23 protein-coding genes are annotated in these 26,109 nt (G+C 62.5%); 3 read left to right on the top strand and 20 right to left on the bottom strand.

From position 1 onward, the window contains the following. Positions 1-54: 54 nt before the first annotated feature. The 11 genes from IC234_RS15400 to IC234_RS15350 form a co-directional block, all read right to left on the bottom strand. Positions 55-1,689, bottom strand: coding sequence for an Ig-like domain-containing protein (locus IC234_RS15400; protein ID WP_190926277.1), 1,635 nt, complete (start codon positions 1,687-1,689; stop codon positions 55-57). Continuing rightward, on the bottom strand, positions 1,673-1,954 hold the full coding sequence (locus tag IC234_RS15395) for a hypothetical protein (RefSeq protein WP_190926275.1): 282 nt from the start codon (positions 1,952-1,954) through the stop codon (positions 1,673-1,675). Before IC234_RS15395 ends, IC234_RS15400 begins: the two co-directional genes overlap by 17 nt. Beyond that, a complete protein-coding gene (locus IC234_RS15390; protein ID WP_190926273.1) occupies positions 1,954-2,859 on the bottom strand; it encodes a class I SAM-dependent methyltransferase in 906 nt (301 codons plus the stop codon). The genes IC234_RS15395 and IC234_RS15390 overlap by 1 nt, the downstream gene beginning before the upstream one ends. Before the next feature lie 219 nt (positions 2,860-3,078). Then, complete coding sequence (gene mnmG, locus IC234_RS15385; protein WP_190926270.1) at positions 3,079-4,947, bottom strand: tRNA uridine-5-carboxymethylaminomethyl(34) synthesis enzyme MnmG; 1,869 nt, start codon at positions 4,945-4,947, stop codon at positions 3,079-3,081. A gap of 198 nt (positions 4,948-5,145) precedes the next feature. Next, positions 5,146-5,871, bottom strand: coding sequence for a GNAT family N-acetyltransferase (locus IC234_RS15380; protein ID WP_223827713.1), 726 nt, complete (start codon positions 5,869-5,871; stop codon positions 5,146-5,148). A gap of 115 nt (positions 5,872-5,986) precedes the next feature. Then, the gene (gene ybeY / locus IC234_RS15375; RefSeq protein WP_317173387.1) at positions 5,987-6,484 is read right to left on the bottom strand and encodes an rRNA maturation RNase YbeY; all 498 of its coding nucleotides are present in this window, start codon (positions 6,482-6,484) and stop codon (positions 5,987-5,989) included. Between the two features lie 16 nt (positions 6,485-6,500). Continuing rightward, complete coding sequence (locus tag IC234_RS15370; RefSeq protein ID WP_190926268.1) at positions 6,501-6,947, bottom strand: ATP-binding protein; 447 nt, start codon at positions 6,945-6,947, stop codon at positions 6,501-6,503. Positions 6,948-7,113: 166 nt separating this feature from the next. Next, entirely contained in the window at positions 7,114-10,653 is a 3,540-nt protein-coding gene (locus tag IC234_RS15365; protein ID WP_223827712.1) for a DUF4175 family protein, read from the bottom strand. A gap of 80 nt (positions 10,654-10,733) precedes the next feature. Then, complete coding sequence (locus tag IC234_RS15360; protein WP_190926266.1) at positions 10,734-11,504, bottom strand: exodeoxyribonuclease III; 771 nt, start codon at positions 11,502-11,504, stop codon at positions 10,734-10,736. Positions 11,505-11,629: 125 nt separating this feature from the next. Continuing rightward, positions 11,630-12,013: a hypothetical protein gene (locus IC234_RS15355; RefSeq protein ID WP_190926264.1), complete on the bottom strand. Its 384-nt coding sequence runs from the start codon at positions 12,011-12,013 to the stop codon at positions 11,630-11,632. Continuing rightward, positions 12,010-12,429: a carboxymuconolactone decarboxylase family protein gene (locus IC234_RS15350; RefSeq protein WP_190926262.1), complete on the bottom strand. Its 420-nt coding sequence runs from the start codon at positions 12,427-12,429 to the stop codon at positions 12,010-12,012. Before IC234_RS15350 ends, IC234_RS15355 begins: the two co-directional genes overlap by 4 nt. Before the next feature lie 222 nt (positions 12,430-12,651). Here IC234_RS15350 and IC234_RS15345 point away from each other — a divergent pair, with 222 nt between their 5' ends. Then, the gene (locus IC234_RS15345; RefSeq protein WP_190926260.1) at positions 12,652-13,353 is read left to right on the top strand and encodes a ComF family protein; all 702 of its coding nucleotides are present in this window, start codon (positions 12,652-12,654) and stop codon (positions 13,351-13,353) included. An 81-nt stretch (positions 13,354-13,434) separates the two neighbouring features. Here the strand turns inward: IC234_RS15345 and IC234_RS15340 are convergent, their stop codons facing one another. The 3 genes from IC234_RS15340 to IC234_RS15330 form a co-directional block, all read right to left on the bottom strand. Further along, positions 13,435-14,715, bottom strand: coding sequence for an SUMF1/EgtB/PvdO family nonheme iron enzyme (locus IC234_RS15340; protein ID WP_190926258.1), 1,281 nt, complete (start codon positions 14,713-14,715; stop codon positions 13,435-13,437). Between the two features lie 68 nt (positions 14,716-14,783). Continuing rightward, on the bottom strand, positions 14,784-15,827 hold the full coding sequence (locus tag IC234_RS15335) for a PorP/SprF family type IX secretion system membrane protein (RefSeq protein WP_190926248.1): 1,044 nt from the start codon (positions 15,825-15,827) through the stop codon (positions 14,784-14,786). Positions 15,828-15,918: 91 nt separating this feature from the next. Then, complete coding sequence (locus IC234_RS15330; protein WP_190926246.1) at positions 15,919-17,052, bottom strand: OmpA family protein; 1,134 nt, start codon at positions 17,050-17,052, stop codon at positions 15,919-15,921. 403 nt (positions 17,053-17,455) lie between these two features. On the opposite strand from IC234_RS15330, the gene IC234_RS15325 reads away from it, so the two are divergent. Continuing rightward, positions 17,456-20,494, top strand: a complete 3,039-nt coding sequence (locus IC234_RS15325; RefSeq protein WP_190926243.1) for an AsmA family protein — start codon at positions 17,456-17,458, stop codon at positions 20,492-20,494. A 216-nt stretch (positions 20,495-20,710) separates the two neighbouring features. Further along, positions 20,711-21,547: a DUF4382 domain-containing protein gene (locus IC234_RS15320; RefSeq protein WP_190926241.1), complete on the top strand. Its 837-nt coding sequence runs from the start codon at positions 20,711-20,713 to the stop codon at positions 21,545-21,547. Positions 21,548-21,624: 77 nt separating this feature from the next. Here IC234_RS15320 and IC234_RS15315 read toward each other — a convergent pair whose 3' ends face one another. The 6 genes from IC234_RS15315 to fumC all read right to left on the bottom strand — a co-directional run bounded on the left by IC234_RS15315 (position 21,625) and on the right by fumC (position 25,992). Further along, a complete protein-coding gene (locus IC234_RS15315) occupies positions 21,625-22,248 on the bottom strand; it encodes a thioredoxin family protein (protein ID WP_190926239.1) in 624 nt (207 codons plus the stop codon). A gap of 94 nt (positions 22,249-22,342) precedes the next feature. Beyond that, the gene (locus IC234_RS15310) at positions 22,343-22,840 is read right to left on the bottom strand and encodes a DinB family protein (protein ID WP_190926237.1); all 498 of its coding nucleotides are present in this window, start codon (positions 22,838-22,840) and stop codon (positions 22,343-22,345) included. 92 nt (positions 22,841-22,932) lie between these two features. Further along, positions 22,933-23,391: a DUF6970 domain-containing protein gene (locus IC234_RS21885; RefSeq protein ID WP_223827711.1), complete on the bottom strand. Its 459-nt coding sequence runs from the start codon at positions 23,389-23,391 to the stop codon at positions 22,933-22,935. An 88-nt stretch (positions 23,392-23,479) separates the two neighbouring features. After that, the gene (locus IC234_RS15300; RefSeq protein WP_317173403.1) at positions 23,480-23,887 is read right to left on the bottom strand and encodes a diacylglycerol kinase family protein; all 408 of its coding nucleotides are present in this window, start codon (positions 23,885-23,887) and stop codon (positions 23,480-23,482) included. After that, entirely contained in the window at positions 23,880-24,473 is a 594-nt protein-coding gene (locus IC234_RS15295; protein WP_190926235.1) for a GNAT family N-acetyltransferase, read from the bottom strand. Before IC234_RS15295 ends, IC234_RS15300 begins: the two co-directional genes overlap by 8 nt. A gap of 124 nt (positions 24,474-24,597) precedes the next feature. Continuing rightward, positions 24,598-25,992: a class II fumarate hydratase gene (fumC, locus tag IC234_RS15290; protein WP_190926233.1), complete on the bottom strand. Its 1,395-nt coding sequence runs from the start codon at positions 25,990-25,992 to the stop codon at positions 24,598-24,600. Positions 25,993-26,109 lie beyond the last annotated feature (117 nt).

Here is a 26,109-nt window from a genome sequence, read left to right as displayed (position 1 = left end):
GCGGGTGCCGTCTGACCGGGCCCGGTGACCTCAGTTGAAAACCAGAAAGGGGAATTAGAAGCTCAGCGGCTCCTCAAGGTCGAAGCCGGCGCGCACCTGCTGAGGGCGCGGGTGAAGGTACACGGGCTCGGCGGGCAGCAGCAGGTTGGGGTCGCCGTCGCGCCAGCGGCCGTCGCCGTCGGCGTCGATGAGCACGCGCAGGCGGTAGGTGCCGGGCGCGATGTCGGAAAACACATAGCGGCCTTTGGGCGACACCAAGCTGGCTACTACCTGGAATTTGTCGTCGAGCAGCTGCAGCTCAAAATTCTTCGCCTTGGTGCTGATGGTGCCCGCAAGGCTGGTGGACACGTCCTGCTGGCTGATGCCAAGGCGCAGGGGTTTGAGGCGCAGGTTCTGGCCGGTGATGGTGGTAATGGCCGTGCTGTCGAGCAGGATGTCGAGGCGGTTTTTGGCCCGGCTGTTGAAGCGCACGGTGAGCTGGCTGCGGTCGGCGCTGAGGGTGCCGTCGGCGGGCAGGCGCAGGGGGCGGCGCCGGATGGAGTCTTCCACCAGCGTGCCGAAGGGCTTGCCGGCAGCCACGCGCACGGGCACGGCAAACTGGAAGCGCACCATGCCTTCGGGAAACACGCTGCGCGGCGAGCCTTCCACGGAGTACAGCGGCGGGTTGGCCACTTTGCGGGCCGAAGCGGGCGGCACCGGAAATTTCACGGCCAGCGTGTCGCGGCCTACGTTGCCGGTGCTGTCGGTCATGGTGAGCAGGTAGCGGCCGTCGCCCACGGCGGGCGTTTTGTAGAGCACGAGGCTGCGGCCGCGGTCGGTAAGCTGGGCCGCTTCGGTCACGGCCTCGGCCGAGGCCGTACCGCCCAGCGGTGCCAGTACCGCCGAGCGCAAGCCTTCGCTGAAGTTCAGGCGCACCTGCGTGGGGCTGGGCGTGCGGGTGGTGAGCAGCGGCGGGCGCCGGTCGGGGCGGGTGAAGGCGAGGGTAAGGGGCTGGCCCGTGCTGCCGGCGATGGTAATGGGGGCCGGCAGGTAGGCTATTTTCTCGCCGTCGTCGTAGCGGCCGTTGTTGTTCTTGTCGCCAACGGCGTAAACTTTATACGTCCCGGCCTTCAGAAAGCCGAGGCTGAATTTGCCTTCCTTGTCGGTGAGGGTGGTGTAGTAGGGCCGGCCGCGGCGCACGCCGGCCGTGTCGGCCTCCCGGTAGAGGCCGATGCTGGCCTCGGCCACGGGCCGCAGGGTGAGCACATCGGTGAGCAGGCCGCTCACCTTGCCCGAATCCAGCACGGCGCCGGTGCTGAAGTTCAGCACGGCGTTTTTGGCGGGCAGTGCCTCGGTGATGTCCACCACGCCGTCGCGGAAGTTGAAGCTGTAGGTTGTGTTCGGGTCCAGGGGCTTGTCGAAGAGCAGCGTGATGGAGTTGCGGTCTTCGCGCAGCTTGTAGGGGTTGTCTTCGGGCAGCTGGGGCGTGATGAGCAGGTTTTTGCTCAGGTCCTTGGTCACGACGGGCTCCGAAAAGGTGAGCCGGATGAACTGCTGGCTCACGTTGCGGGCCGCGCTGTCGGGCGAGCTGCTGATGCGGCGCGGGGGCGTACGGTCGCGCGGGCCGCCCAGGGGTGGGGCCACGGCGGCGCAGCCATCAAGCAGGGCAACCAGCGCCAGCAAAGCCAGCAGTTCAGCGCGAACGGACATTATACAGAAGCAGCGTGGAAAGCGTGAGAACAACAATGGCCGCCCCGATGCGCCACGCCAACGGCCGCGTGACCACATCCGATGGCTCGGCCGGGGCGCTAACGACCGTGACCTGCCGGGCGGTATCCACCACAAAGGTCGGCGCTGGCGTTTTGAGCGAGTCGGGCCGCGCCGGTGTGGCGGGCACGGTTTGGGCGTGAGCCGTTGGCAGCCACCACGCGGCCAGCACCAGCCCCCTCCCCCACCGGCGCGCCGCCCGCCGCATCAGGCCGCCGGGGTGCGCCGCCCGGCCACGTAGAGCAGGCTCGAATATTGGCCTTCGTGCTGCTCGGCGTATTGGTTCGATTTGTAGCCCGCCTTCAGCACCGTGAGCAAGCCGCCGGCGCGCTCGGCCTTGTGCTTTTCGCTCAGCATGCTCACGTAGTAGGCATCGAGGGGCATGGGCAAGGTGTGACGGATGGCCAGCTTATGCTTTTTGAGCAGCTGGGCCATGGTTTTGGGCGCAAAGTGATAAAGGTGGCGCGGCACGTCGTAGGCCGCCCACAGCTCGCGGTAGTGCTGGGCGTCGAGGCTTTCCACGTTGGGCACGGCAATGAGCAGCACGCCGTCGGGCTTCAGTAGGGCCGTGAGCTGAGTCAGCGTCTCATTCAGCGTATGAATGTGCTCCAGCACGTGCCACAGCGTAATCGCATCGAACGTGCCGGGCTGAAACTGGGCCAGGCTTTCCTGCCCGATGGGCTGGCCGAGGCGCTGGCTGGCTTCTTCGCGGGCGCGGGCGTTGGGCTCCAGGCCGGCCACCTGCCAGCGGGCAGCCTTGGCCGCCGCCAGGAAGTGGCCCGTGCCGCAACCATAATCCAGCAGTTGGCCGCGGCGGGGCGCAAACTTGTTCAGCAGCCCCACCTTGCGGCGCATGGTGAAAAAGCGGGCCACCTTGTAGGCCTGGTTCACGAGCCCCCCGGCGGCGCTGTTGTGCGACACGTAGTCGTCGGATTCGTAATAGCGGCCGATGTCGGCCTCCTGCGGCCGGGGATTGGTAAACTGAAAGCCGCAGCCCGTGCACTGCACAATGGCGAAGCTTTCGTGGCTCACCGTGCGGTCTTCCACCACCAGCTTGTTGCGAAACTCGGATTTGCCGCACACCGGGCAGCTGTCTAAACGTTCGTAGGGCACGGATACTTCTAAATGGCAAAGCCGGCCGCAAGTAGGGCGGCGCGGCAACTTTCATAGCCCGGCAAAGTTCGCAAGATTTAGCGGCAATAGAATGAGACGGGCTCAGAGCAAAAAGAACGTCATGCTGAGCGTAGTCGAAGCATCTCTACGGCGAGAGTAATAATATTACTGCGGTAGAGATGCTTCGACTACGCTCAGCATGACGTTCAAGAAAACTTCCTAACGACCCAAATACACCATCAGCACCGACACGTCGGCCGGCGAGATGCCGCTGATGCGCGAGGCCTGCCCAATGGTTTCGGGCTGAATCTTGAGCAGCTTTTCGCGGGCTTCGTGCGAGAGGGCGGGCATGGCGCGGTAGTCGAGCCGGCCCTGAATCACGAAGTTCTCCAGCTCCTGCATGCGCTCGGCCTGCTGCTGCTCCTTCTGCAAATACGTTTCGTACTTGATGTTGATAATGGCCTGCTCCAAAGCCTCCGCATCGTAAGCGGCCAGGGCTTCATCCAGTGCGGGCAGGGCGCGGCGCAGGTCGGCCAGCTCCACGTTGGGGCGGCGCAGCAGGTTCACGGCGCGGGTTTTCTCGTGGATTTCGGCCGAACCTAGCTCCACCATGAGCGGATTGATTTCGGCCGGCTCGATGGCGAACTTCTGGAACAGCAAGGCGATTTCGGCGGTCTGCGCTTCCTTCATCCGCACGCGCTCCAGGCGCTCATCCGAGGCCAGGCCCAACTCGTGGCCCAGCGGGGTGAGGCGCAGGTCGGCGTTATCCTGACGCAGCAGAATGCGGTGCTCGGCGCGGCTCGTGAACATGCGGTAGGGCTCGTCGGTGCCTTTGTTCACGAGGTCATCAATGAGTACGCCGATGTAAGCCTCGCTCCGCTTCAGCACGAAGGGCGCTTTGCCGTGCACTTTGTTGTGCGCGTTAATGCCGGCCATCAGGCCCTGGCAGGCGGCCTCCTCGTAGCCCGTGGTGCCGTTGATTTGGCCCGCGAAATACAGGTTCTGCACGCGCTTGGTTTCGAGCGTGAGCGAAAGCTGGGTCGGCGGGAAGAAGTCGTATTCGATGGCATAGCCCGGCCGGAACATCTTGGCGTTCTCGAAGCCCGCGATTTCGCGCAGGGCGCGGTATTGCACATCCTCGGGCAGTGAGCTCGAAAAGCCGTTGATGTAGCATTCCACGGTGCTCCACCCCTCGGGCTCCACGAAAATCTGGTGACGGTCCTTGTCGGCGAAGCGGTTGATTTTGTCCTCCACGCTGGGGCAGTAGCGCGGCCCCAGGCCCTTGATGCGGCCCTGGAACATGGGCGACTTCTCGAAGCCCTCGCGCAGGATGTTGTGCACCCGCTCGTTGGTGTAGGTGATGTAACAGGGGCGCTGCTGCGTGAGGCGCGGCGTGTCGAGGTAGGAGAATTTGCTCGGCACTTCGTCGCCGCCCTGCACCTCCATTTTGGAGTAGTCGAGGCTGCGGCCGTCCACGCGGGGGGGGGTGCCGGTTTTCATACGCCCGGCTTCAAAGCCCAACTCCAGCAGCTGCTCCGTAATGCCGCGGCTGCCTTTCTCGGCCGCGCGGCCACCGCCGAAATTCTTCTCGCCGATGTGGATGAGGCCATTCAGAAAGGTGCCGTTGGTGAGCACCACCGACTTGCCGCGGAATTCGATGCCGAGCTGGGTTTTTACGCCCACCACCGTGTCGTTTTCCACCACGATGCCGGTCACGGCTTCCTGCCAGAAGTCCACGTTGGCGATGCCTTCCAGGGTCAGGCGCCAGGCTTCGGCGAAGCGCATGCGGTCACTTTGCGCGCGCGGGCTCCACATGGCGGGGCCTTTCGAGCGGTTCAGCATCCGAAACTGAATCATGGTCTGGTCGGTGATGATGCCCGACTGGCCACCCAGCGCGTCGATTTCACGCACAATCTGGCCCTTGGCCACGCCGCCCATGGCGGGGTTGCACGACATCTGGGCGATGGTGTTCATGTTCATCGTCACCAGCAGCACTTTCGAGCCGAGGTTGGCGGCGGCGGCCGCGGCTTCGCAGCCGGCGTGGCCCGCGCCCACTACAATGACGTCGTATTCGGAAGTTTGAAACATAATCGGGAGTAGAACCTCCTTGCGCAGGTTCGGAATAAGGCACCACGCCAACCGGCGATAAGTAACGTGCAACGCCAAACGGCCTGTCCGGCGTTCCGGCGTTGAGAATTACAAAATTACGCAATCAACCACCCACCGCCAGTTTCACGTGAAACGGCTTGTGGATTTCGGAATTCGGATGTAGGGCGGCCCCGTCGCCTACACCGTGAGGCCGCCCAACTCTTCGGGCAGCCAGTCGGCCAGCAGCTCAGCGGAGTGCTCGGCTACTGCATCCCAAGCAAACGGCACCCAGAGGCCCCGCACGCTGTCGAACACTTCGGTAGCCGCCAGACAGGCAAAAAGCTTGTAGTCGAACTTGGGGTAGCCGTGCACCAGATAGCCCGGATAATAATAGTCGAGGTGCTGGCGGCGGGCGTGGTCGGTTTTGAGCAGCAGCAAATACTTGCCGAGGCTGAACTTGCGGTAAGCGGGGTCGTAAAAATTGAGGATGCCGGCCAGGGTGCGTTCGCCGCGGTCGAACACGCCGGCGGCTATCAGGCGCTCGCCGTCGCGAAGCTCAATGACCTGGGTGTTGAACACGTTGTGGGCCTCTCCGCCCATCAGCACGGCCTCGATGGTGGGCGCGGCGTCGAAGGTAATGGAAGCGCGGTAGCGGGCGTACAGCTCCTCGTACTCGTCGGTGATGCGAAAAGGGCGAATGGTGGCCGCGAAGCGGGAATTGCGGCGCAGCAGGGCCCGCTGCTCCGGGCCCCATGCTATGCGGCCCAGTGCCAGGCGCAGCCAGTGGGCCGTGTAGAGCTTGCCGCTGAAGGGCACGAAGTGGCAGGTGAAAAGCTCCTGCTGCATCCGGTAGTAACCTTGGGCGAGGTAGAAATCCAAGGCATCGCCGCGGATAATGGGTTGCGCAGATGAAGAGGCGGACATAGAAGGGGCAGGCAGCAGAAACGCAAAAAGAACGAAGACGGGCAAGGAAGCAGACAAGCCAAACGCCCGCTTGAGGCGGGCGTCGGGTGGTTGTAGTCTGCAAACAGCAAGAGCGCTAAAAAGTGCGCAGCGACAGGCAGTCGTCCTCTTTTTTGCGCATGGCCGTCTGGCTCAGCAGGTCTTTGTCGTGGTAACCGAGCAGGTGCAGCACGCCGTGAATCATGACGCGGTGCAGCTCGTCGCGGAAGCTCACACCGAGGTCGTGGGCGTTGTCGCGCACGCGCTCCACGCTGATGAAGATGTCACCTTCCAGAATGTCGGCGTCGTCCGAGTTATCGAAGGTGATGACGTCGGTCAGCGTATCGTGGTCGAGGTACTCCACGTTAAGTTGGTGCAGGTAGTCGTCGGAACAGAAAATGTACGTCAGCTGCACGATGCGGTGCTCGTGCACGGCGGCCACGCGCTCAATCCAGCCAATGAGTTCTTCGGCGTCGGCGAGCTCGAATTCGGGCACGTCCTCCACCATGAATTCAATGCCCGGGGCTTCGTGGTGCAGCTCGCCGGGGGGAAAGTTGTCGTGGTGGGGCGGCCCCACCGGCGGGTGACTCATCATGCGGCAAACGGCGGCTTTAGGCGGCGACGTGGTCGGCGGTCGGGGTTTCGTCGGCGGGGGCGGGCGTGAGCTGGAAGGTGAGCTGCACGCGGCGGCCCTCCTTGCTGAACTCTACCTCGTCGGCCAGGTGGCGGATGAGGAAGATGCCGCGGCCCCCCGGGTTTTCGAGGTTTTCGGGTGCCGTGGGGTCGTCGAGGTTGTCGTAATTGAAGCCCGCGCCCTCGTCCTCAATCTCAAATTTGAGCTGCTGTGGCTCCACGTAGAGCGACAGGTAGACGTTTTTGTCCTTGTCGAACTTGTTGCCGTGGCGAATGGCGTTGTTCACCGCTTCGGTCACGGCCACCATGATGTTGCCGTAGATATCGTCCTCAATCTGAAAGGTATCCTTGGAGTTGTCAATGAAACTCTCGACCACGCGGATATTTTCAACGAGCGACGGAATCTGAATTTTTACCTGCTTCATAAGGCGGTTTGATAGGTAGGGCGGCAGCGGGTTAGGGGCGGCAAAAATAGTCTTTTAAACGGCAAAGCGCCACAACAATTTCTGCCGCTGTCCGGGAGCCCGGTTTAAGCAGAACACTAAACACTTAACGAAACGACAGCCGGTTTGGATGGAGGCCGTCGGTCGCCTACTTGATTTTTTGAAAATACTCCCCCACTTCGCGCTGGTAGTACGGGGTGAGGTTCGGGGGAGTACTACGTAGGATTTCGGTCTGGCGTTCCTTGCTAACCTTGTATTTGTCAAAAGCTGCCGGAAAAACCGGGGGTTTATACTGAGCCGCCTGGGCTTCGCGCTTGGTGTCCTGGTCGCGCTCGCGCGCCGATTTTTCCACTTCCAGCAGGCGGGTCAGGATTTGCTGCTGGCGCATGATGGTTTCCTCGGAAAGGCGCTTGTTCACGAGGTCGGTTTCGGTTTGCTCCATCATTTTCTTGATGTCGCCGGTGCCGCCCCCGCCCTCTTCGCCTTTGCCTTCCTTGCCGTTAGCGCCGCCTTCTTTCCCTTCCTTGGTGCCTTCCTTGCCGTCTTTACCTTCGCCGGCTTGGCCCTGGCCGGCTTTGCCGCCGGGCTTGCCCTGGCCCTGTTGCAGCTTGTCGAGCTGCTGCATGGCCTGGCGCAGCATCTGCTGCTGGGCGGCCAGTTTGGCCAGCTCTTCCGACATCTGCCGGCCCTGCTTGCCGCTCTGCGAGAGCTTCTGAATCTGCTCGTTGAGCTGCTGTTGCATCTTGCCCATGTTGCCGGGACCGGGCTTGCTGCCCTGGCCCTGCCCTTTGCCCTTGCCCTTTTTCTTGCCGGGCTTGCCCTGGCCGTCCTGGGGTTGGCCTTTGCCGGCCTGCTGCTCCTGCTGCATCTGGTCGAGGGAGCCTTGCAGCATCAGGGCCAGGTTGTTCATGCTGGTCATGGCCTGCTGCTGGGTGGCGGTGGCGCGGCCGGGGTCGCGCTGCTGGATGTGGGTGAGCGACTCGTCCATGCGGCCGTTCATCTCGCCCACCTCGCGGGTCACGAAGCTCTGAATCTTCGGCTCCTTCTTGGCCAGGGCGTAGAGCGAATCCTGAATAATCTTGGCGTCGTCGCGCAGCTTGCGCTGGGTCTGGCCCAGCTGCACGAAGCGCGGGTCGGACTGGTCGACTTTGCGGAAATCCTTCATCAGGTTTTCCTGGTCGAAGCTGAGCGTAAGTAGGTTTTCGAGGATGTCGCGCAGGTCGTCGATGTTCTGCTGGGCCTGGTCGCTTTCCTCCTCGCTCATCTGGTCGCGCATTTTCTGCGCCATCTTTTTCATGCGCTGGGCGGCGCTTTTCTGCTTGGCGGCGGCCTTGGAATTCTGATTTTTGCCAAGCTGCTGCTGGCTTTCCTGCATGTCCTGGTCGGTCTGCTCCTGCTCGGGCTTCTGCTCGTCCATGCCATTCTGGTCGCCGAGCTTCTTGTCCATCTGCTTCAGCTCCTGCAACTCCTTTTTCAGGTCCTCAAACTCCTTTTGGTTCTCGGCCTGCTGCTGCTTCAGCTGCTCCTGCTGGGCCTTTTGCTCCTGGTTCGAAAGTTTGTTGTCGGGGTTTTCCTTGTCGTTCTGCGCGGTTTTTTCGGCCAGCTTCTCTTCGTCCTTGGCCAGCTCGTCGAGTTTATTGGCGGTTTCCTCCACCTTCTGCTCCAGCTGCATCTGCTTGAACATTTCGAGCGCGCGGTCCAGCTCCTTCTGCAAGGTGTCTTCCTTGTTTTCGAGCTGCTGCAGCAGCTTTTGCATCTCGGCGTCGGGCTGCTTTTGCTCTTCCAGCAGCTTTTTCAGCTTGTCGTACAGCTTCTTGGTTTCGGGGTCGAGCAGGTCGGCCATCAGCTTTTTCAGCTCCTCGGCCTTCTTGGCCAGCTCCTCACTTTTGGGGTTGAGCTGGTCCTGCTTCTGCTGCAGCTGCTCGAACATCTTCTGCATCTGCTCCATCTGCTGGTTCATCTGGTTCTTTTGTTCCAGCATGTTTTCCAGCTGCTTCCGGTCCTGGAAGCTCAGGTCGCGCTTGGTCTTGAGCTTGTCCTGGGCCTTAGCCAACTCGCGCTCCAGCTTTTCGCTCTGCTTAGCGGCCTGGCTCATCTGGCTGGCCACCGATTCGGCCTGGGCGTTCAGCTCCTGGCGCATCTCGCGCCGGCCGGGCAGGCGGAATTCCGCCGGACGGGTGCGCGTCGCCTTGGGGCCGTGCACGCCGTCGTTGTCCCAGGCCTCCACGTAGTATTCCAGCCGGTCGCCGGGGCGCAGGTTCAGCGGGTTCAGGTTCCAGGTGTGGGCGTAGGTGCCCGAGCTTTCGCGCGGCAGCGCCAGCGCCACCGTGCCTTGGCGGCTGGGCGCCGCATTGGGGCCTTGGCCCTCCCGGCGCAGCGCGTAGTGCAGCGCTAGCCGTGTCAGGCCGTAGTCGTCGCGCACGGTGCCGCCCAGCGCCAGGTAGCGCCGCGTCACCGTATCGGCAAATGCTTCCAGCGTGAGCATAGGCGCCAGGTCCGGCACCGCCGTGAGCTGGTAGGAAATGGGGTCCCGGTTCAAACTGGCCGGGTTCTTCAGGCGCAGCAGGTAGGGCTGCGAGCGCAGCACCCGCCGCTCGGCCACGAAGGTGCCGTCGTCGCCGGTGGCGGCCAGCGTCTCGTCCGGGTTCTGGAACACCAGCGCGAGCTCATCGGTAGCGGCCGTGGCGAATTCCCAGCGCACGGTGCTGCCTTCGGGCACCGTCAGGTTGCCGCCGTTTTCAATGGTTTCGGCGGCTTTGCCGGTGTAGGTCGGGTAGGTGATGTTGACTTTGAAATCGCGCAAGTTGGGCCGTTCCAGCACCGTCAACTCGTACTCCTGGGAGGCAAAGCCAGCGCCTTTGAGTTGAAACGTCACGTTGCCCTGCGGCTGCTCGAAAGTATAGCGGAACTGGTCGCCGTGCCCGGTCACTTTGCTCAGGCGCCGCTCGCCGTTGTTGTAGGCAATGCTCACATCGGCTGGCAACGCCGAACCGGCCACCGCCACGTCCAGCGTAAAATCCTCGCCCCGAAACGCCGTCAGCTTGGGGTTTTTAATCAAAAACTGGAACGGCGCCGGCGGCGAATATGCCCGCTTGTAGTGCCAGATGCGCTCGGTGCCCTGCACCAAAAAGCTGGGGTAAAAGGCCAGCAACAGCAGCAGCACGGCCGCGGGCACGGCCGCGTATTTCCACAGCGGCCGGCTCTGCTGCCGGATGTCGATGCCCTGGGCGAAGGAAATGTTGCCCATCTGGGCGGCGCGCTGCTCCAGGCTGGCGGCAATGAGGGCATTGTCGCGGGCCTGGCCTTGCAGCTGCAGGGCGTTCAGCAGCCGGTCCTGCACGTCGGGAAACAACTCCCCTACCCTGCGGGCCGCTTGCTCGTCGCTCAGCAGCCGGCGCAGGTTGGTGAGGGCCGCCAGGGGCGTCCAAATCCAGCGCGCGAAGCTGTAAATGGTGAGGCCGATGAACCCGAACAGCAGTCCTGCCCGCACCGCCGTGGGCAGGTACAGGAAGTATTCGAGCCCATTGAACACCACGAAAAACGTGAGCAGCAGCCCGCCGGCCACCAGCAGCCCACGCACCAGCAGGTTCAGGTAAAACTTGCGCTTGAAGGCTTCCAGCTCCGTCCGCACCCGCGCCAACGCGGGGTACTCGGCCGCCGCAGCGCCGCGCTCCATCAGCATCGCCATAAATCAGTTCTAATTCAGGAAAGATACATCAGGACGCGGCGCTTGGTTCGAGAATGTAGCGTGGACTCTGCGAGTCCGCGCTACATCACCTCCACCCAGGCCGGGCAATGGTCGGAGTGCACCACGTCGGGCAACAGACCCGCACCGGCCAAACGGGGTTGCAGGGCGGCATCGGCCAGCCAGTGGTCGAGGCGCCAGCCCACGTTGCGCTGGCGTGAGCCGGCCCGGTAGCTCCACCACGAATAGTGCCCCACGGCCTCGCCGTGGTGGTGCCGGAAGGTGTCCACCAGCCCATCAGCCAGAAAATCCCGGAACCACTGCCGCTCCTCGGGGGTGTAGCCGGGGCTGTTCTGGTTGGCCTTCGGGTTGTGCAGGTCGATGGCCGTCTGGCAGCAGTTGAAGTCGCCGCCTATGAGCAGCGGCGGGGTGCTGCCGTCGGCCCGCAGCCGGGCCACGTAATCGCGGAAAAAGTGCAGCCATTCCACTTTGAAGGCCTGCCGCTCCGGCCCGCTCGTGCCCGAAGGCATGTAGGTGTTCAGCACCGACACGTCCGCAAAATCCAGCCGCAGTACGCGGCCTTCGTCGTCGTAGCAGCTTTGGCCGCAGCCGTGAACGACGGCTTTCGGCGCCACTTTCGTGAACGTGGCCACGCCGCTGTAGCCCGGCTTTTGGGCCGGGTGCAGGTACGCCGCATAGCCCAGCGCCTCAAAGCCCGAAACGTCCATGGGCTCGCGGCTGGCTTTTATTTCCTGTAGGCACAGCACGTCGGGCGCGGCTTCGGCCACCCAATCCAGCAAGCCCTTGCTCACCGCCGAACGCAGGCCGTTGACGTTGTAAGAGATGATTTTCATTGGTTGGTTCTTATGAGAATTAAGAACGTCATGCTGAGCGCAGCCGAAGCATCTCTACCCCATACAAGGATTTAGTTGTGCGGTAGAGATGCTTCGGCTGCGCTCAGCATGACGCGCTAATTGCACTATAGGTCGTCGCCCGGGTCCAGCGCGAAATACTCCAGCACGTGCCATTTCAGCATGCGCTCCTGCTCCTTGAGGTTGGCAAATGGCACGGGGCGCAGCAGCTTATAATGCGGCCAGCCGTCCTCGTCCACGCGCTCCAGCTCATAGTGCCCGCTGAGGCTGAAGAGCCGGCAGGTGGCAATGTGCATCAGGTCCTGCTTCTGCTCTTTGGTGAAGGTGGTGATGCCCTGGTTTAACTCCTGAATGCCGATGAGCAGCAGCAGCGCGTTCAAATCGGGCCGCTTGCCGAAACGCTCCTGCATCTCCAGCATCAGGGTTTCCCAGCGGGCCTCGAAGTCTTCTTCGGCTTCGTGGGTTGGGGCGGGGTTCAGGTCCTCGCTCATGCGGCGGGCTCGCCGCCGTGCGCGGCTTTGTGGGCGGCCAGGTCGGCCTGCTCGTCGGCCCGTGCTTCGCTGCCGGCTTCCGATTTCAAAATTTCCCAGTACTCCACCGCGCGGCGGAAGTGCGGAATCACGATGCTGCCGCCGATGATGTTGGCAATGGCAAAGACTTCGTAAATCTCTTCATCGGTGAGCTTTTCCTCGAAGCATTTGCCCACGTGGTACTTAATGCAGTCGTCGCAGCGCAGCACCATGGAGCAGGCCAGGCCCAGCATTTCCTTGGTTTTGACGTCAAGGGCGCCGGCCGCGTAGGTGTTGGTGTCGAGGTTGAAAAACCGCTTGATGACCTTGTTGTCGGCCGCCAGGATGGTGGCGTTCATCCGCTGGCGGTACTCGTTGAATTCGGTTACTTGAGACATTCGATTGATGTGCTAATTTTTTGATTGGCTGAGTTGCTGGCTATTGTGAGCCATTCAGCGTAGCTTGGGAGCCGTGGCACGAAACAGCCAAAGCGCCCGGCACTGGCATGAGTGACCAGAACGTACAAAGAACGGCCTTTCGTGCCAATCCCCGTAGAATGGTGGCCTATCCCTACTCAGCCAAAAGCACATCAGCACATCTACCAATCAGCAAATCAATGTATGCTCCGCGCCCTGTGGAATGATTTCGTTGGCCTCATCTACCCGCGCCTGTGCCTGGCCTGCCAGGAGCCGCTGGTAAGCGGTGAAAACCATCTCTGCACCGGCTGCCGGGCCGAGCTGCCCTACACCGACTTTCACCTGCTGCCGCCCGACCAAAACCCCATCGGCCGGCGCTTTTGGGGCAAGCTGCCCATCCGCCACGCCGTGAGCTACCTGCGTTTCGTGCGCCACGGCCGGGTGCAGCACCTGCTGCATGAGCTCAAATACCAAGGCCAGCGCGACGTGGGCACCGCCCTCGGCCAGCTTTACGGTGCCGAGCTGCACGCCGCCGGTCTCGCCGCCGATTTCGACCTCATCATACCCGTGCCCCTGCACCCCAAGAAACTAGCAAAGCGTGGCTACAACCAGGCCGCCGCCTTCGCCACGGGTTTGTCTGATGGCCTGAAAGTGCCCGCCGGCCTCACCGCCCTGCGCCGCAACACCAACACCAACACCCAAACCAAAAAGAACCGCGCCCAACGCTGGGAAAACGTGGCCACGGTGTTTGAAGTGGACGACCCGGCCGCCATCACTGGCCGCCGCATCTTGGTTGTCGACGACGTGCTCACCACCGGCGCCACTCTCGAAGCCTGCGGCGCCGTGCTGCTGGCAGCCGGCGCGGCTGAGGTCAGCATTGCCACCATCGCCTGCGCCGACCGGTAAATGAAACCCAGCGAAACCGTGTCAACAAAAAAAGGCCGCTCCTGAACTAGGAGCGGCCTTTTTACTTGTCGAAGCGAAAGCTTACTTGTTCGAGCCAGCGTTAATCATGGCGCAACGGAAACCGATGGTTGCCGTCGACGAATCTTCGGCCATAAAGCGACGCGTGCCGGGCGAGAGCCAGTAGGCCACATCGCGCCACGAACCGCCTTTGTACACGCGCACGTGGTCGTCAATCAAGGACTGGTAGCCTTTCTTGTCGTACTTCTCGGCGGGGTCACCCACGCCGTTGCGGCGGAAGGGGTTCAGGTCCTCTACGTCCTGGAACGACAGGGGGCGGTACACGTCCTGCACCCACTCGTTCACGTTGCCGGCCATGTTATACAGGCCGTAATCGTTCGGCGGGTAGGAATAGATATACTCCGTAATCATGGCGCCGTCGTTCAGGCTGCCGGCAATACCGGCGTAGTCGCCGCGGCCGCGCTTGAAGTTAGCCAGGAACTGGCCCTGCTTCTTGCCGTAGGCGTTGCGGGTCGACTTGCCGTCCCAGGGATAAATGCGCTTCTCTTCCTGGTTCTCGTTGCCCACTTCCTGAGTGCCCACGAGGGCCTGAGCAGCGTATTCCCACTCGGCCTCGGTGGGGAGGCGGTAGTTGGGCAGCGTGTTGCCGTTCTCGATGGAAGTCGTGCTTTTGCCCGTGGCCAACGCACCGGCAGCGCCGGCCGTGCCTTCAGCCCCTGCAGCGCCTTCGCCCGAAGCTTTGTCTTTCTTTTTGCCGAACAGGCCTTTGCCACCGCCGGGCTTGCTTTCGCCGCCGGCCGCGAGGCGCTCGTTCACTTTGGCAGTACGCCAAGAGCAATAATCATCGGCCTGCAGCCAGCTCACGCCCACCACAGGGAAGTAGCGGAAGCCGGGATAGCGCAGGTAATAGGTTACGTAGGGGTCGTTAAATGACAGGTCGCGGGCCCACACCGTGGTATCGGGCAGGGCCGAGCGGTAAAACTCCTCAGCTGAGTCGGCACGGATGAAGTGCAGGTATTCGAGCCAGTGAATGTTGGCCACTTCGGCTTCGTCCATGTAGAACGAGGCGATGGTTACCGTGCGCTCGATGTTGTCGTGGGTCTGGGTTACGTCCTCTTCCTGCGAGCCCAGCACCGTGCGGCCACCTTCAATGAACACCAGGCCGGGGCCTTCGGGGATTTTCTTGAAGTTGGCGACGGCCATGCCTTTCTCCGTATTATATTCAATACCCGTCGTAGAAGAATATTTGCCCGGCTTCTGGGCCGTGGGCGGGCCTTTCTTGCCGCAGCTCGCCAAGACTACTAGGCCAAGCACGGATAGGCGTAGATAATTGGTTAATTTCATAACAAAGTTAAAATGAGTATGGGGCTGAGGGGTTATCTAAGGCAATTAGGACGCAATAATACAAAATATTAGAATGCCGGACAAGGTGCTGCCGGGTAAACTCTTCTTTTTAAGCGACGATGGGCGTTTTCCAATCGGTCAAATGCGCGGAGGGCTAAGGTTAGTTCATGAGCGCCACCCAAATCGGCGCTTAGGCGGCTAAGTCCCACGTCGTAGCTGTAGCCCAGGCGCAGGCCGCCGGCCTGCACGCCCGCCACCACGGCCAGCACGTGCTGCACGTCAACGTTGCCGAGCGGCGAAATATTGCGGTACACCGCCCCCAGCGTAACGGGCGAGGCCGTGACGTAAACACCTGTCTCCAAGCGCTGAGAGCCGCCCTGGCGGGTGTAGGCCGCCACGGGCGTGTAGCTCACCTCGCGGGTGGCAATGCCCAGCCCGGGCTTCACGGCGAAGAACTTGTAGCCGCCCGAAACGCTCAGCAGCAGAGGCAGCTCGCTCTGCTGCCGAAAGCCGAGGTCGGGCTGGTTGAGGTGCTGGCCGGCCACGCTGAGCCAAAACTGCTCGGTGTAGAGCACGGCGCCCGTGCCCAGGCTGAGGTAGTTGGCGGGGGCAAAATCGAGGGCTTCGGCGGTGGGGCCGGTCACGCTACCATCTTCCTGAATCTGGTCGCCAAACACGAAATTGTCATATCCGACGCGCTGGCGACCGTAGCTGGCGCGCAGCCCGCCGCTAAGGGCCAGCTTCTCGTTGATGCGGGTGTGGTAGGCGTAGAGCCCCCCGATTTCGAGCCGGGTGTAGCCCACCGAGCCGGCCCGGTCTTGGTTGATGAGCAGGCCGAGGGCGTGATGCTGGCCGGTTTGGTTGAGGCGCAGGTCGCCGGCCGCCTGCGTGCTCACGAAGGAGCCGGCCAGGGTGGGCAGCTGGTTGCGGTAGCTCAGCGTCACGCTGTAGTCGTCGACCAGGCCCGTGAAAGCCGGGTTGGTGTGCAGGCGCGTGGCAAAGGGCTGGGAGAAATACACGTCTTGCCCGCGGGCGCCCAACGCCAAGCCCAATAAGCTGGCCAACAGAGCCGGCCGCAGCAGCTGAGAAAAAGAAGGGGTACGCTGGGGCATGAGAACCGGGTAACGCCGCCGGCCCACCGCTTAGTGTGGCCGCGAAAGCGAAGGTACGGCCGCGGGCAACACCGGCCCACGCCCGGCCGCGTCACTTTTGCAGCACTTTCACGCTTAGGCGGCGGTTCATGGCGCGCCCTTCTTCGGAGGTGTTGGGCGCAATGGCGTAGCGCGGGCCGTAGCCGCGGGCGTCGATGCGACCGGGGCTGATGCCCATTTCGACGAGGCTGGCCCAGGCGGTGCGGGCGCGGGCTTCGCTCAGCTGCTTGTTTACCTTATAGGTGCCGGTGCTGTCGGTGTAGCCGCCCAGCTTGATGCGGGCCGTGGGATAGGCCTTGAGCAGGGCCGCAATGTTGCGCAGCTGCCCCACCGACTCGGGCGCGAGCGTGGCCTTGCCGGGCATGAAAAACACGCGGTCGAAGTTGTACCAGCCCTGGGTGAGGTCGGCGGTGTCGACGCGGGCCGCGGGGTCGGAGAGGAAGCGGTAGAGGTAGCTCTCGGTGGAACTGGCGCCGACTTCGGCAATGCTGGCGCCGTTAGGCAGTTTGAGCGTGGTGGGGGCGCCGGTGTGGTAGATGTAGTTGCCGGTTTTGGCGTCGAAGTGGCCCGGCACGATGGGGTCGGTCACTTTTTTAGGCACGTACGGCTTGCCGGGGGTGTAGGGACGGCGGCGATAGCGCGCCGCCGGACCGGCCGGCGCAGGCGCCGCCGAAACAGCCGGCTCGGCGGGCGGCGCCGAAACCGCTGGGGCGGCCGCCGCCGAAGCTCCGGCGCGGGCGGGTGAAACGGTCGTGACGTAAACCGGGCCGCCCACTACGCTTTCGGGGGCCAGCACCTCGGTGGGGGCAGCGGCCAGCGTGGGCTGGTTGGCGCGGCCGGCATCGGGGCCCGCGAGGCGGCTCAGGGTGACGGTGAGCGAGGCCGACTTGCCGTTTTCCAGAAAGATGCTTTCCACGGTTTGGGGGCGGTAGCCGCCTTCGCCTACCTGCAGCAGGTAGGGGCCACCGGCCTGCAGGTTGGGCACCTCAAAGCGGCCCGTGGCACTGGACGAAGCGGCGTAGCGCACCCCCGACGGCACGTGAATAACCGTGATGGCGGCGCCGGGCAACGCCTTGCGGTCGGTGGACTGCACGTTGCCGGTCAGGCTCATTTTGTTTGCCTGGCCGTGGGCAGATTGAGCTGCCAATCCCAACGCGAGGGCAAGAAGAGAATAGAAAAATTTCATGCAGCGACAGAGCTGGAAGATGACGGTGGATAACGAAAGCAGAATGAAGGAAGGCAAAGATAATCGGTTACAGCGTTTATGACAATTTGTTAATTATATGTAACTTATCTAATAGTTAAAATTATCTTATTAGAAGAATGTTTTTCCGATTATACGTTGCTCAAAAGGGCTGGCCGATACGGGTAAGCCGAGTTGGTTTCTGCTTTTGAAAGAGTAAAATGCCCGATTAGGCGATGGAATGCGCCGGTTTGACCCAAGGGAGGGGGCGGCGGCGGGCGTGAACGGACATTTTTACGGCGGCGTTTGTTGGAGAACGCCTGGGGGCAGCCATTGTGAAAAAAGCGGTACGCCAGCCCGTTTACCTTTGCCGTAGTTGCTGATATTGCCTTACCTAAATTCTGTTATGCGAAAAATTCTGATAGGTGTCGTCGTGTTTTTGGTGGTGCTGGTAGCGGCCGTGGTGGCCGCGCCGTTCCTGTTCAAGGACAAGCTGCGGGCCCTGGCCGATAAGCAAATTGCCCAGCGCGTGCGTGCCCAGGTGCAGTACGACCCCGCCAACATCGACGTGAGCGTGCTGCACTCCTTCCCGGATTTGACGCTCGACATTAAGAACCTGCGCGTGATTGGGCTCGATTCGTTCAGCCGCGACACGCTGGCTTACCTGCCCAACCTGCGGGTGGGGCTGGACGTGATGACGGTAATCAAAGGCCAGGAAATTAAGATTAACAGCGTGGAGCTGGAACGGCCCGACCTGAGCCTGCGCCGCCTCAAAAGCGGCCTGGCCAACTGGGACGTAGTGATTTCGGACTCGGCCGCTGCGGCCAAGGGCCAGGACACCAGCCAGGTGAACCTAGCCATTAAAGGCTGGAAGCTGACCGACGCCCACCTGCGCTACGAGGACCTGACCCTCCCCTTCCGGATGGAAGCCCGCGGCGTGAACCACTCGGGCAGCGGCGACTTCGCCAGCAACGTGTTCGACATGACCTCGCAGACCACGGCGGCCGACCTCGACATGAGCTACAACAACGTGGCCTACGTGACGGACAAGCAGCTCGACGCCGACGTGACGATGAACATGGACCTGAACAAGAACCTGTATACGTTCAAGGACAACAAGATTAAGCTCAACGAATTTCCGTTCAGCTTCGCGGGGGCCATTGGCCTGCCCAACGCCACGGACATTACCTACGACATCACATTCAAAGCCCTGGAAACGGACTTCAAAACCCTGCTGAGCTTGGTGCCGGGTGTATTTACGGAGAAGTTTAAGAACATTGAGACCAGCGGCAAGGTGGCGTTTGATGGCTACTACAAGGGCACGCAGAATGCGCTGCACATGCCCGGCTACGGCGTGAACCTGGTGGTGAGCAATGGCCAGTTTAAGTACCCCGACCTGCCGCAGGCGGCCAAGAACATCAACCTGAAAATGCAGGTGGATAACCCCTCCGGCTACACCAACAACGTGAAGGTGAACATCCCGCAGTTTCACCTCGACCTGGGCCCGAACCCCGTGGACGGCAACGTGGCCATCGACGGCCTGGAGCCGATGAACGTGAACGGCCGCGTGAAAGCCAACGTGAACCTGGCCGAAGCCCTGAAGGTGTACCCGGTGAAGGACTTGGCCATGCGCGGCCAATTGTTTGTGGACGGCACGGCCAAGGGTGTGTATTCCAAAACCCAGATGCCGGTGGTGAACGCCGCCATCCGGCTGACCAATGGCTTTGTGAAATCGGCCAAATTCCCGGCCCCGATTGAGAACATCAACCTCAACGGCACGGTGGTGAACACCACGGGCAAGGTGAACGACACGCAGATAAACCTGCCGCAGTTCCGCATGGTGCTGGAAGGCGAGCCGCTGGAAGGCCGCCTCACGGCCCACAACATCGACAAGCCCGTGTTCGACACCAACGTGCGCGGCACGGTGGACCTGACCAAAATCACGAAGATTTTCCCCTTGCAGGGCATGACCGTGACGGGCCGCGTGGCCGGCGACATTGCCGCCAAGGGCAACATGGCCGACGTGGAAGCCGGGCGCTACCAGAACGTGGTGGCCAGCGGCACGGTGCGCGCCAACAACGTGACCTACAAGAGCAAAGACCTGCCGCAGGGCGTGAAAATCAGCTCCGGCACGGCCACGTTCAACAACAACCAGATTGCGGTGCAGAGCCTGAACGGCACGGCCGGCAGCTCCGATTTCGCGGCGTCGGGCACCATCAGCAACTACTTGGGCTACCTGTTCACGCCGGGGCAGTCGCTGAAGGGCAACCTGACGGTGAACTCGCGCAACTTCAACGTGAACGAGTGGATGGTCGACGAGGTATCGGCCAAGCCCACGGTGAAGGGCGCGGCGGCCCCGGCCAAGGCCGACGGCGTGCTGCAGATTCCGAAATACTTCGACTTGGTGCTGAACAGCCACGTCGACAACGTGACCTACGACAATCTGAAGCTGACCAACGCCCAGGGCACCGTGACGGTGCGCGACCAAACGGCCGTGCTCAAAAACATGACCTTCAACACGCTGGGAGCCAGCTTTGGCACCACGGGCAGCTACAGCAGCAAGAACCTGGCGCACCCCAAGTTTGACTTTGGGCTGAACATCAAAGACCTGAACTTCCAGAAGGCGTTTTCGGCCTTCAACACCATCAAGACGCTGGTGCCGCTGGCCAGCCAAGTGGAAGGTGTGTTTGGCACCAACTTCAGCGTGAGCGGCGAGATGGGGCCGGACATGATGCCCAACCTGGCCACGCTGAGCGGCAAGGGCCTGTTCGACATCGTGCGGGCGGCCGTGAACCAGTCGGAGGTGATGACCAAAATTGCGAGCTTGACCACGCTGCCCGAGTTGAAAACCATCTTGGTGGTCGACAAAAAAATTCAGGCCAACATCGTGAACGGCAACCTCGTGGTGCAGCCCTTCGACCTCACCATCGGCGACGTGAAAATGACCCTGGGCGGCTCGAACAGCCTCACCGGCGCGCTGGCCTACGTCACGGCCCTGAACGTGCCCACTGGCAAGCTGGGCAACGCCCTGAACAGCAAGCTCACCCAGCTCACCGGCGTGAAGGACATTCAGGGCACCGACCGCGTTACCTTGGGCCTGAACATCGGCGGCACCGTGAAGGCGCCGAGCGTGAAGCTGACCAGCGGCAGCGTGAAGGACCAGGGCAAAGCCATTGTAACCAACGTGGTGAAAACCAAGCTCACCGACGCCCTGCTGGGCCTGGCCACCAAGAAGAAAGCCGCCCAGGACAGCACCAAAGCCACCAACGAAGCCGCCGAGCAAACCGCGGAAGAAAAAGCCCGCATCGCCACGGAGAAGGCGAAGCTGGAAGCCCAGGCCCGTCTCCGGAACCAGATTGGTCAGGGCTTGAATGGCCTCTTCGGCAAACCCAAGCCCAAGCCGAAACCCGCCGACCCCGAACCGGCCGACACCACCAAGAAATAAAGTACCCCAACGAGAAGGCCGGCGCAGCAACGCCGGCTTTCTGCTTATTGTACTATTTCAACTAGGGGCGGGACGCTGCTGATAAAATAGCGGCCGTTGGGCTAAAAGGGAGCTGGGAATGGAATTTTGGCAGTATTGTTGGCAGCAGCGAGCCGGCAACCACTTGGGCAGCCGGGCCGTTTCAGGCTCCACCGCTAGTACCTAATTCAATTTCCTATGAAAATCACTCGCCTATTTCCCCTGGCCTGCGCCGCCCTGCTGGGCTTGGCCAGCTGCTCGAAAGACTCCGACGGCAATTCCTCGAAACTGGAAGTGCGGCTCATGGATGCGCCCGGCGATTTCCGCAGCGTGGTGCTGGACGTACGCCAGATTGAAGTGCACCTGAAGGAAGAGAAAGACCCGGACGGCTGGAAAAACCTCGGCTTCACGCCGCAGGCCATCAACGTGCTTGAGTACGTAAACGGCCGCTCGGCCTTGCTCGTGAGCGAAGACTTTGCCCCCGGCGACCTCAAAGAAATTCGCCTCATACTGGGCCCCGACAGCTACGTCATCGGCACCGATGGCCAGCGCTACGACCTCAAAACGCCCAGCGGCCAAACTTCGGGCGTGAAGCTGAAGCTCGACAAAGCCACCCTGCGCGAGCGCCAAACCTATCAGCTGCTGCTCGATTTTGACGTGGCCAAGTCCATCGTGGAGCGCGGCAACTGGCGGCCCGGCAACGACAAGAAGGAGCGCTACCTGCTCAAGCCCGTCATTCGCGTGGTGGCCCAAGACTTGCGCGCTGGCATCCGCGGCACCGTGACGCCGGCCGCCGCGCGGCCCCAAGTGCTGGCCATTCGGTCCACCATCCTCGGCCCCGACACGGTGAGCACCTCGGCCGACGCCTCGGGCGCGTACCTGCTTACCGATTTAGCCGCCGGTACTTACCGCGTGGAGTTTTTCCCGAGCACCACGGCTCCGGTGGGCCAGCCGGCCTACCGCACGGCCGTGCGCACCGGCGTGGTGGTGACCAACGACCAGATTACCGACCTCGGCGCGGTGAGCGTGCAATAGCGCATTCGTTTTCCTGACAACCAAAGAGCCCCGACCTTTGATAAGGTCGGGGCTCTTTGGTTGGGGCCGCAGGCTGGCTAGCGCAGGCGCTTGAGCAGTTCCAGCAGCTCGCGCTGGGTGCTGCGGGTGCGGTCTTTGGCGTACCAGCCGTGCAGCTGCGTGGCAAAGTCTTCGTAAGAAACGCCCTCCTGCTTGAGGCGCACAAACAGCTCCTGGGCGGGCGCCGGGCGCGGGCCCCAGGTGGCGGCTTCGGTGAGGGTGTCGGTGTGCAGCACGACGAGCTTGGGTATGGAGCGGCTGCCGTTGGTGAGGTAGCGGTCCATGAGGTCGAGGTTTTCGTCGCGCAGCACGTAGCGGGTGGCAATTTTGCCCTGGCTGGCGTGGGCCATAGCTTCGAGCACGGGCACAATCTGGGCAGCGTCGCCGCACCAGCCCTCGGTTATCACCAGCCACTCGTAGCCTTCGGTGAGGTTGTCGAGGGCGCGCTGCACTTCGGGCAGCAGCTGAATGGTCTTGTCCAGGCGCTGCATGCGCTGGATGTTGAGGCGGGCGTACTGCACAATCTGCTCGGTTTGGGTGGTGCCGGTGGTGCGGTTCTCGGCCATCAGCTCGTCGAGGAGCTGGCGGTAGCTAGCGTAGGAATAAGCGCCGTTCAGGCGCTCGGCGGTGAGGACCGGGGCAGAAGCAATGAGCTCAGACATAAGCGGAAACGTGGGGTGGGTTTGGTGAGGTAGTGCACTAAAAAACCCCTCCGGGGCCGGAAGGGTTTCGAAAGCGTGGGCGTGTGGCCGGCGGCTACAGGCTGGGCACGGCCGTTTGGGCCGCCGCGCTCAACTCGCGGCAGTAGGTGATGAAGTCGGAATTGACGGGCTCGAAGCCGTGGTCGCGCAGGCGGGTGGCCACCTGGGCGCGGTGGTAGCTGGCGTGCACCACGGCGTGGGTGAGGATGTCGTGCACCAGGCTGTCGTAGTTGTCGCCCAGCGAGTTGGTGTAGGATATCAGGCGCTGAAGCTCGGTTTCGTCGGCGTGCACCATCAGCTGGTGCAGGGGCTCCGAGGTTTGCTGGTGCAGGCGGTGCAGGGTGGGCAGGTCGTGCTCCTGCCACACCTTCACGGGGCTGGGCACGCCGTTGATGCGCGAAATCCAGATGGCTTGGGCATTGAGCACGTGGCTGAACAGGCGCAGCACCACGGCCGGAATTTCCTGGCCCGAAGCGGCAATCTCGTCGAGGCGGCTGAGCACCGTGTCGTTGGCCCACACGTTGAAAGCGCCGAGTTTTTCTAAAGTATTCATAATGAGTTAAGAGTTGCGAGTTAAGAGTTAAGAATCAGAAGTCCGAGAGGCACGTAAGCCAGCTCTTCACTTCTAACTCGTAACCCTTACCTCTATCTCGGGTCTTGCCAGACCAGTTTTTCGTCGGTTTTGTTTTTGTCGAAGTCGGGGCACTTGCCGTCGCCCTTGCCGGTGATGCCGCCGTCGGGCTGGCAAATGAGCTTGCCTTTGGTGTCGAATACGTTGGAGTATTGGTCGCAGCACGGGGCCGAGATGTAATACACCGTTTGGCCGCCGTAGCGGTAACGCAGAATGCGGGTGATGGGGTTGCGCTTGCGCTCAGCCAGCACGGCCGCAATGCGGTCTTTCAGCCAGCGCGGGCGGGCCGTGGTGTCCGATTCGGCCACGCGGGCGGGCACGGGGTCCACGGTGTTGGCGCTGGTGGGCGCGGGCGTGGCCGGGCCGTTCACCTGGCCGGTGGCGGGCGGCGTGGTGGGGTTGGTCACGCTCACCTGCTGGTGGGCGCAGGCCGAGGTCAGCAACAAAGAAGCGGCGAGATAAAGCAGGCGCATGGGAAAAGAGAAAAAGATGAGGGCCCGGAATGGGCAAGCCGCTTATGGGTACGCCCGCTGCCCGCAATGGTTCAGGTGCGGCCGGGGGCTAGCGCCCAAACACGTAGGGCCCAAACACCAGCGCGCCCACCACCACGGCGCCCAGCGCGGCCAGCAGCACGGCACCGGCGGCCACGTCCTTGGCCTTGCCGGCCAGCGGGTGGAAGTCGGGCGAGGCCAGGTCGGTGAGGGCTTCGATGGCCGTGTTCATCAGCTCGGCGGCCCACACGCAGGCCACCGAAATGGCCACCAGGGCCCATTCGAGGCGCGAAATGCCGCAGTAGAACCCCAGCCCCGTCACCACCGCCGTGGCCACGGCGTGAAACCGCAGGTGCACCTCCGAGCCCAGCGCCGCCCACACGCCCCGAAAGGCGTGGCCGAAGCTGGCCACGCGGCGGCGCCACAGCCCCTCGGGCGGGCGCAGGCGGCCGGAGCCGGGTTGGGCCGGCTCAGCCACGGGCTTCAAACGGCTGAAAAACCGACTGCCGCAGCTCCGACCAGTCCGGCTTGATGACGCTGAAAATGACTGTGTCGCGCCGAATGCCGCCCTGCGTGGGGCGGTGGCTGCGCAGCGTGCCTTCCTCGGTGGCGCCCATGCGGGCCATGGCCGTGCGCGACTTGTGGTTGCGCGCGTCGGTTTCGAGCTCCACCCGCTCGTAGCCCAGCTGCCCAAACGCGTGACACAGCAGCAGGTGCTTGCAGGCCCGGTTCAGGCCCGAACGCTGAAATTTGGTGCCCACCCAGGTGTAGCCGATGCTCAGGCGCCGGTCGGCGGCCACGTCGTTGTAGTAGCTGGTGCTGCCGGCCAGTTCCCCGGTTTCGCGGTCGATGATGACAAAGGGGTAGCGCAAGCCCTGCTCGCGGGCTTCCAGCGCCTGGCGGATGTAGGCGGCCAGGCTCACGGCGTCGTCGCCGCGCGTGAGGGTGTACTTCCACAGGTCGGCGTCGAAGGCCACGGCTTTGAGGGCCTCAAAATCGCCGACTTCCAAGGGGCGCAGGCGGGCCCGGTTGTTTTCGAGAACGAGGTTGGCAGAGAAATCCATTGGATGGCAAAGATGCTGGGAAAAAAGAAAAGCCGCCCTTCCGGAACGGAAAGGCGGCTTTCAATTCGGCCGTCATCCTGAAAGGTCCTTCGCTCCGCTCAGGATGACAGTACTAGGAAGGCAATTACATGCCCACCATCTCCTCGGGCTTCAGCCACTCATCGAACTGGGCTTCGGTCACGTAGCCGAGTTTGAGGGCGGTTTCCTTCAGCGTCGAGCCGTTTTTGTGGGCCGTCTGGGCAATTTCGGCGGCTTTGTAGTAGCCGATGTGCGGGTTTAGGGCCGTGACGAGCATCAGGCTGCTGTCGACGTGCTTCTTGATGTTGGCTTTGATGGGCTCGATGCCCACGGCGCACTTGTCGGTGAAGCTCACGCACACGTCGCCGATGAGGCGGGCCGAGTGCAGGAAGTTGTAAATCATCACCGGTTTGAACACGTTCAGCTCGAAGTGGCCCATGGAGCCGCCCACGGTGATGGCCACGTCGTTGCCCATCACCTGGGCCGCCACCATCGTCATGGCCTCGCATTGGGTGGGGTTCACCTTGCCGGGCATGATGCTGGAGCCGGGCTCGTTGTCGGGAATGTCGATTTCGCCGATGCCGGCGCGCGGGCCCGAGCTGAGCATGCGGATGTCGTTGGCGATTTTCATCAGGCTCACGGCCATGGTCTTGAGGGCGCCGTGGGCTTCCACGATGGCGTCGTGGGCGGCCAGGGCCTCAAACTTGTTTTCGGCCGTGACGAAGGGCAGCTTGGTGAGGTCGGCAATGTGCTTGGCCACGTTCTCGGCGTAGCCTTTGGGCGTGTTGATGCCCGTGCCCACGGCGGTGCCGCCCAGGGCCAGCTCGCTCAGGTGGGCCAGCGTGTTCTTGATGGCGCGCAGGCCGTGGTCGAGCTGGCTCACGTAGCCCGAAAACTCCTGGCCCAGCGTGAGCGGCGTGGCGTCCATGAAGTGCGTGCGGCCGATTTTGACGATGTGCATGAAGTCTTCGGACTTCTTTTTCAAGGCGTCGCGCAGCTTTTCGATGCCCGGAATGGTGGTCTCGACCAAGATTTTGTAGGCCGCGATGTGCATGGCCGTCGGGAACGTGTCGTTCGAGCTTTGGCTCTTGTTCACGTCGTCGTTGGGGGCCAACACTTTCTTCTCGTCGGTGAGCTGGCCGCCCTGCAGCACGTGGCCGCGGTAGGCAATCACCTCGTTCACGTTCATGTTGCTCTGCGTGCCCGAGCCCGTTTGCCACACCACCAGCGGAAACGAGTCGGCGAGCTGGCCGGCCAGAATTTCGTCGCACACCTTGCCAATCAGCTCGGCTTTTTCGGCGGGCAGCACGCCCGCGTCGCGGTTGGTGAAGGCCGCGGCTTTCTTGAGGTACGCGAAGGCGGCGATGATTTCCTTGGGCATCCGGTTGATGTCCTGGGCAATGGGGAAATTCTCGATGGAGCGCTGGGTCTGGGCGCCCCAGTACGCGGTAGCAGGCACCTGCACGGTGCCCATGGTGTCCTTTTCGGTGCGGAAATCCATTCGTTGAATGTGCTGGTTAGTGGATGTGCGAACGTGCGGGCTCGGGCCGGAACGGTGCGCAAAAGTACACCGCCGCGTAACGGCCGCTTTTATTCTCAACCGAAATAGCTGCCAAAT

It is taken from the genome of Hymenobacter armeniacus (assembly GCF_014699055.1).
Lineage (GTDB): Bacteria > Bacteroidota > Bacteroidia > Cytophagales > Hymenobacteraceae > Hymenobacter > Hymenobacter armeniacus.
Note: the sequence above shows the minus strand (reverse complement) of the source record. Positions and strands in the feature narration are given on the sequence as shown.

Bases quoted from the DNA above. Each gene is read 5' to 3' on its own strand.
- IC234_RS15365 (WP_223827712.1), bottom strand. From the start codon at position 10,653: ATGGCGATGCTGATGGAGCGCGGCGCTGCGGCGGCCGAGTACCCCGCG.
- IC234_RS15320 (WP_190926241.1), top strand. From the start codon at position 20,711: ATGAAAATCACTCGCCTATTTCCCCTGGCCTGCGCCGCCCTGCTGGGC.
- mnmG (WP_190926270.1), bottom strand. From the start codon at position 4,947: ATGTTTCAAACTTCCGAATACGACGTCATTGTAGTGGGCGCGGGCCAC.
- IC234_RS15350 (WP_190926262.1), bottom strand. From the start codon at position 12,429: ATGTCTCAAGTAACCGAATTCAACGAGTACCGCCAGCGGATGAACGCC.
- IC234_RS15400 (WP_190926277.1), bottom strand. From the start codon at position 1,689: ATGTCCGTTCGCGCTGAACTGCTGGCTTTGCTGGCGCTGGTTGCCCTG.
- IC234_RS15370 (WP_190926268.1), bottom strand. From the start codon at position 6,947: ATGAAGCAGGTAAAAATTCAGATTCCGTCGCTCGTTGAAAATATCCGC.
- IC234_RS15335 (WP_190926248.1), bottom strand. From the start codon at position 15,827: ATGCCCCAGCGTACCCCTTCTTTTTCTCAGCTGCTGCGGCCGGCTCTG.
- IC234_RS15330 (WP_190926246.1), bottom strand. From the start codon at position 17,052: ATGAAATTTTTCTATTCTCTTCTTGCCCTCGCGTTGGGATTGGCAGCT.
- IC234_RS15355 (WP_190926264.1), bottom strand. From the start codon at position 12,013: ATGAGCGAGGACCTGAACCCCGCCCCAACCCACGAAGCCGAAGAAGAC.
- IC234_RS15380 (WP_223827713.1), bottom strand. From the start codon at position 5,871: ATGTCCGCCTCTTCATCTGCGCAACCCATTATCCGCGGCGATGCCTTG.
- fumC (WP_190926233.1), bottom strand. From the start codon at position 25,992: ATGGATTTCCGCACCGAAAAGGACACCATGGGCACCGTGCAGGTGCCT.
- IC234_RS15340 (WP_190926258.1), bottom strand. From the start codon at position 14,715: ATGAAATTAACCAATTATCTACGCCTATCCGTGCTTGGCCTAGTAGTC.
- IC234_RS15315 (WP_190926239.1), bottom strand. From the start codon at position 22,248: ATGTCTGAGCTCATTGCTTCTGCCCCGGTCCTCACCGCCGAGCGCCTG.
- IC234_RS21885 (WP_223827711.1), bottom strand. From the start codon at position 23,391: ATGCGCCTGCTTTATCTCGCCGCTTCTTTGTTGCTGACCTCGGCCTGC.
- IC234_RS15345 (WP_190926260.1), top strand. From the start codon at position 12,652: ATGCTCCGCGCCCTGTGGAATGATTTCGTTGGCCTCATCTACCCGCGC.
- IC234_RS15395 (WP_190926275.1), bottom strand. From the start codon at position 1,954: ATGCGGCGGGCGGCGCGCCGGTGGGGGAGGGGGCTGGTGCTGGCCGCG.
- IC234_RS15360 (WP_190926266.1), bottom strand. From the start codon at position 11,504: ATGAAAATCATCTCTTACAACGTCAACGGCCTGCGTTCGGCGGTGAGC.
- ybeY (WP_317173387.1), bottom strand. From the start codon at position 6,484: ATGATGAGTCACCCGCCGGTGGGGCCGCCCCACCACGACAACTTTCCC.
- IC234_RS15325 (WP_190926243.1), top strand. From the start codon at position 17,456: ATGCGAAAAATTCTGATAGGTGTCGTCGTGTTTTTGGTGGTGCTGGTA.
- IC234_RS15295 (WP_190926235.1), bottom strand. From the start codon at position 24,473: ATGGATTTCTCTGCCAACCTCGTTCTCGAAAACAACCGGGCCCGCCTG.
- IC234_RS15310 (WP_190926237.1), bottom strand. From the start codon at position 22,840: ATGAATACTTTAGAAAAACTCGGCGCTTTCAACGTGTGGGCCAACGAC.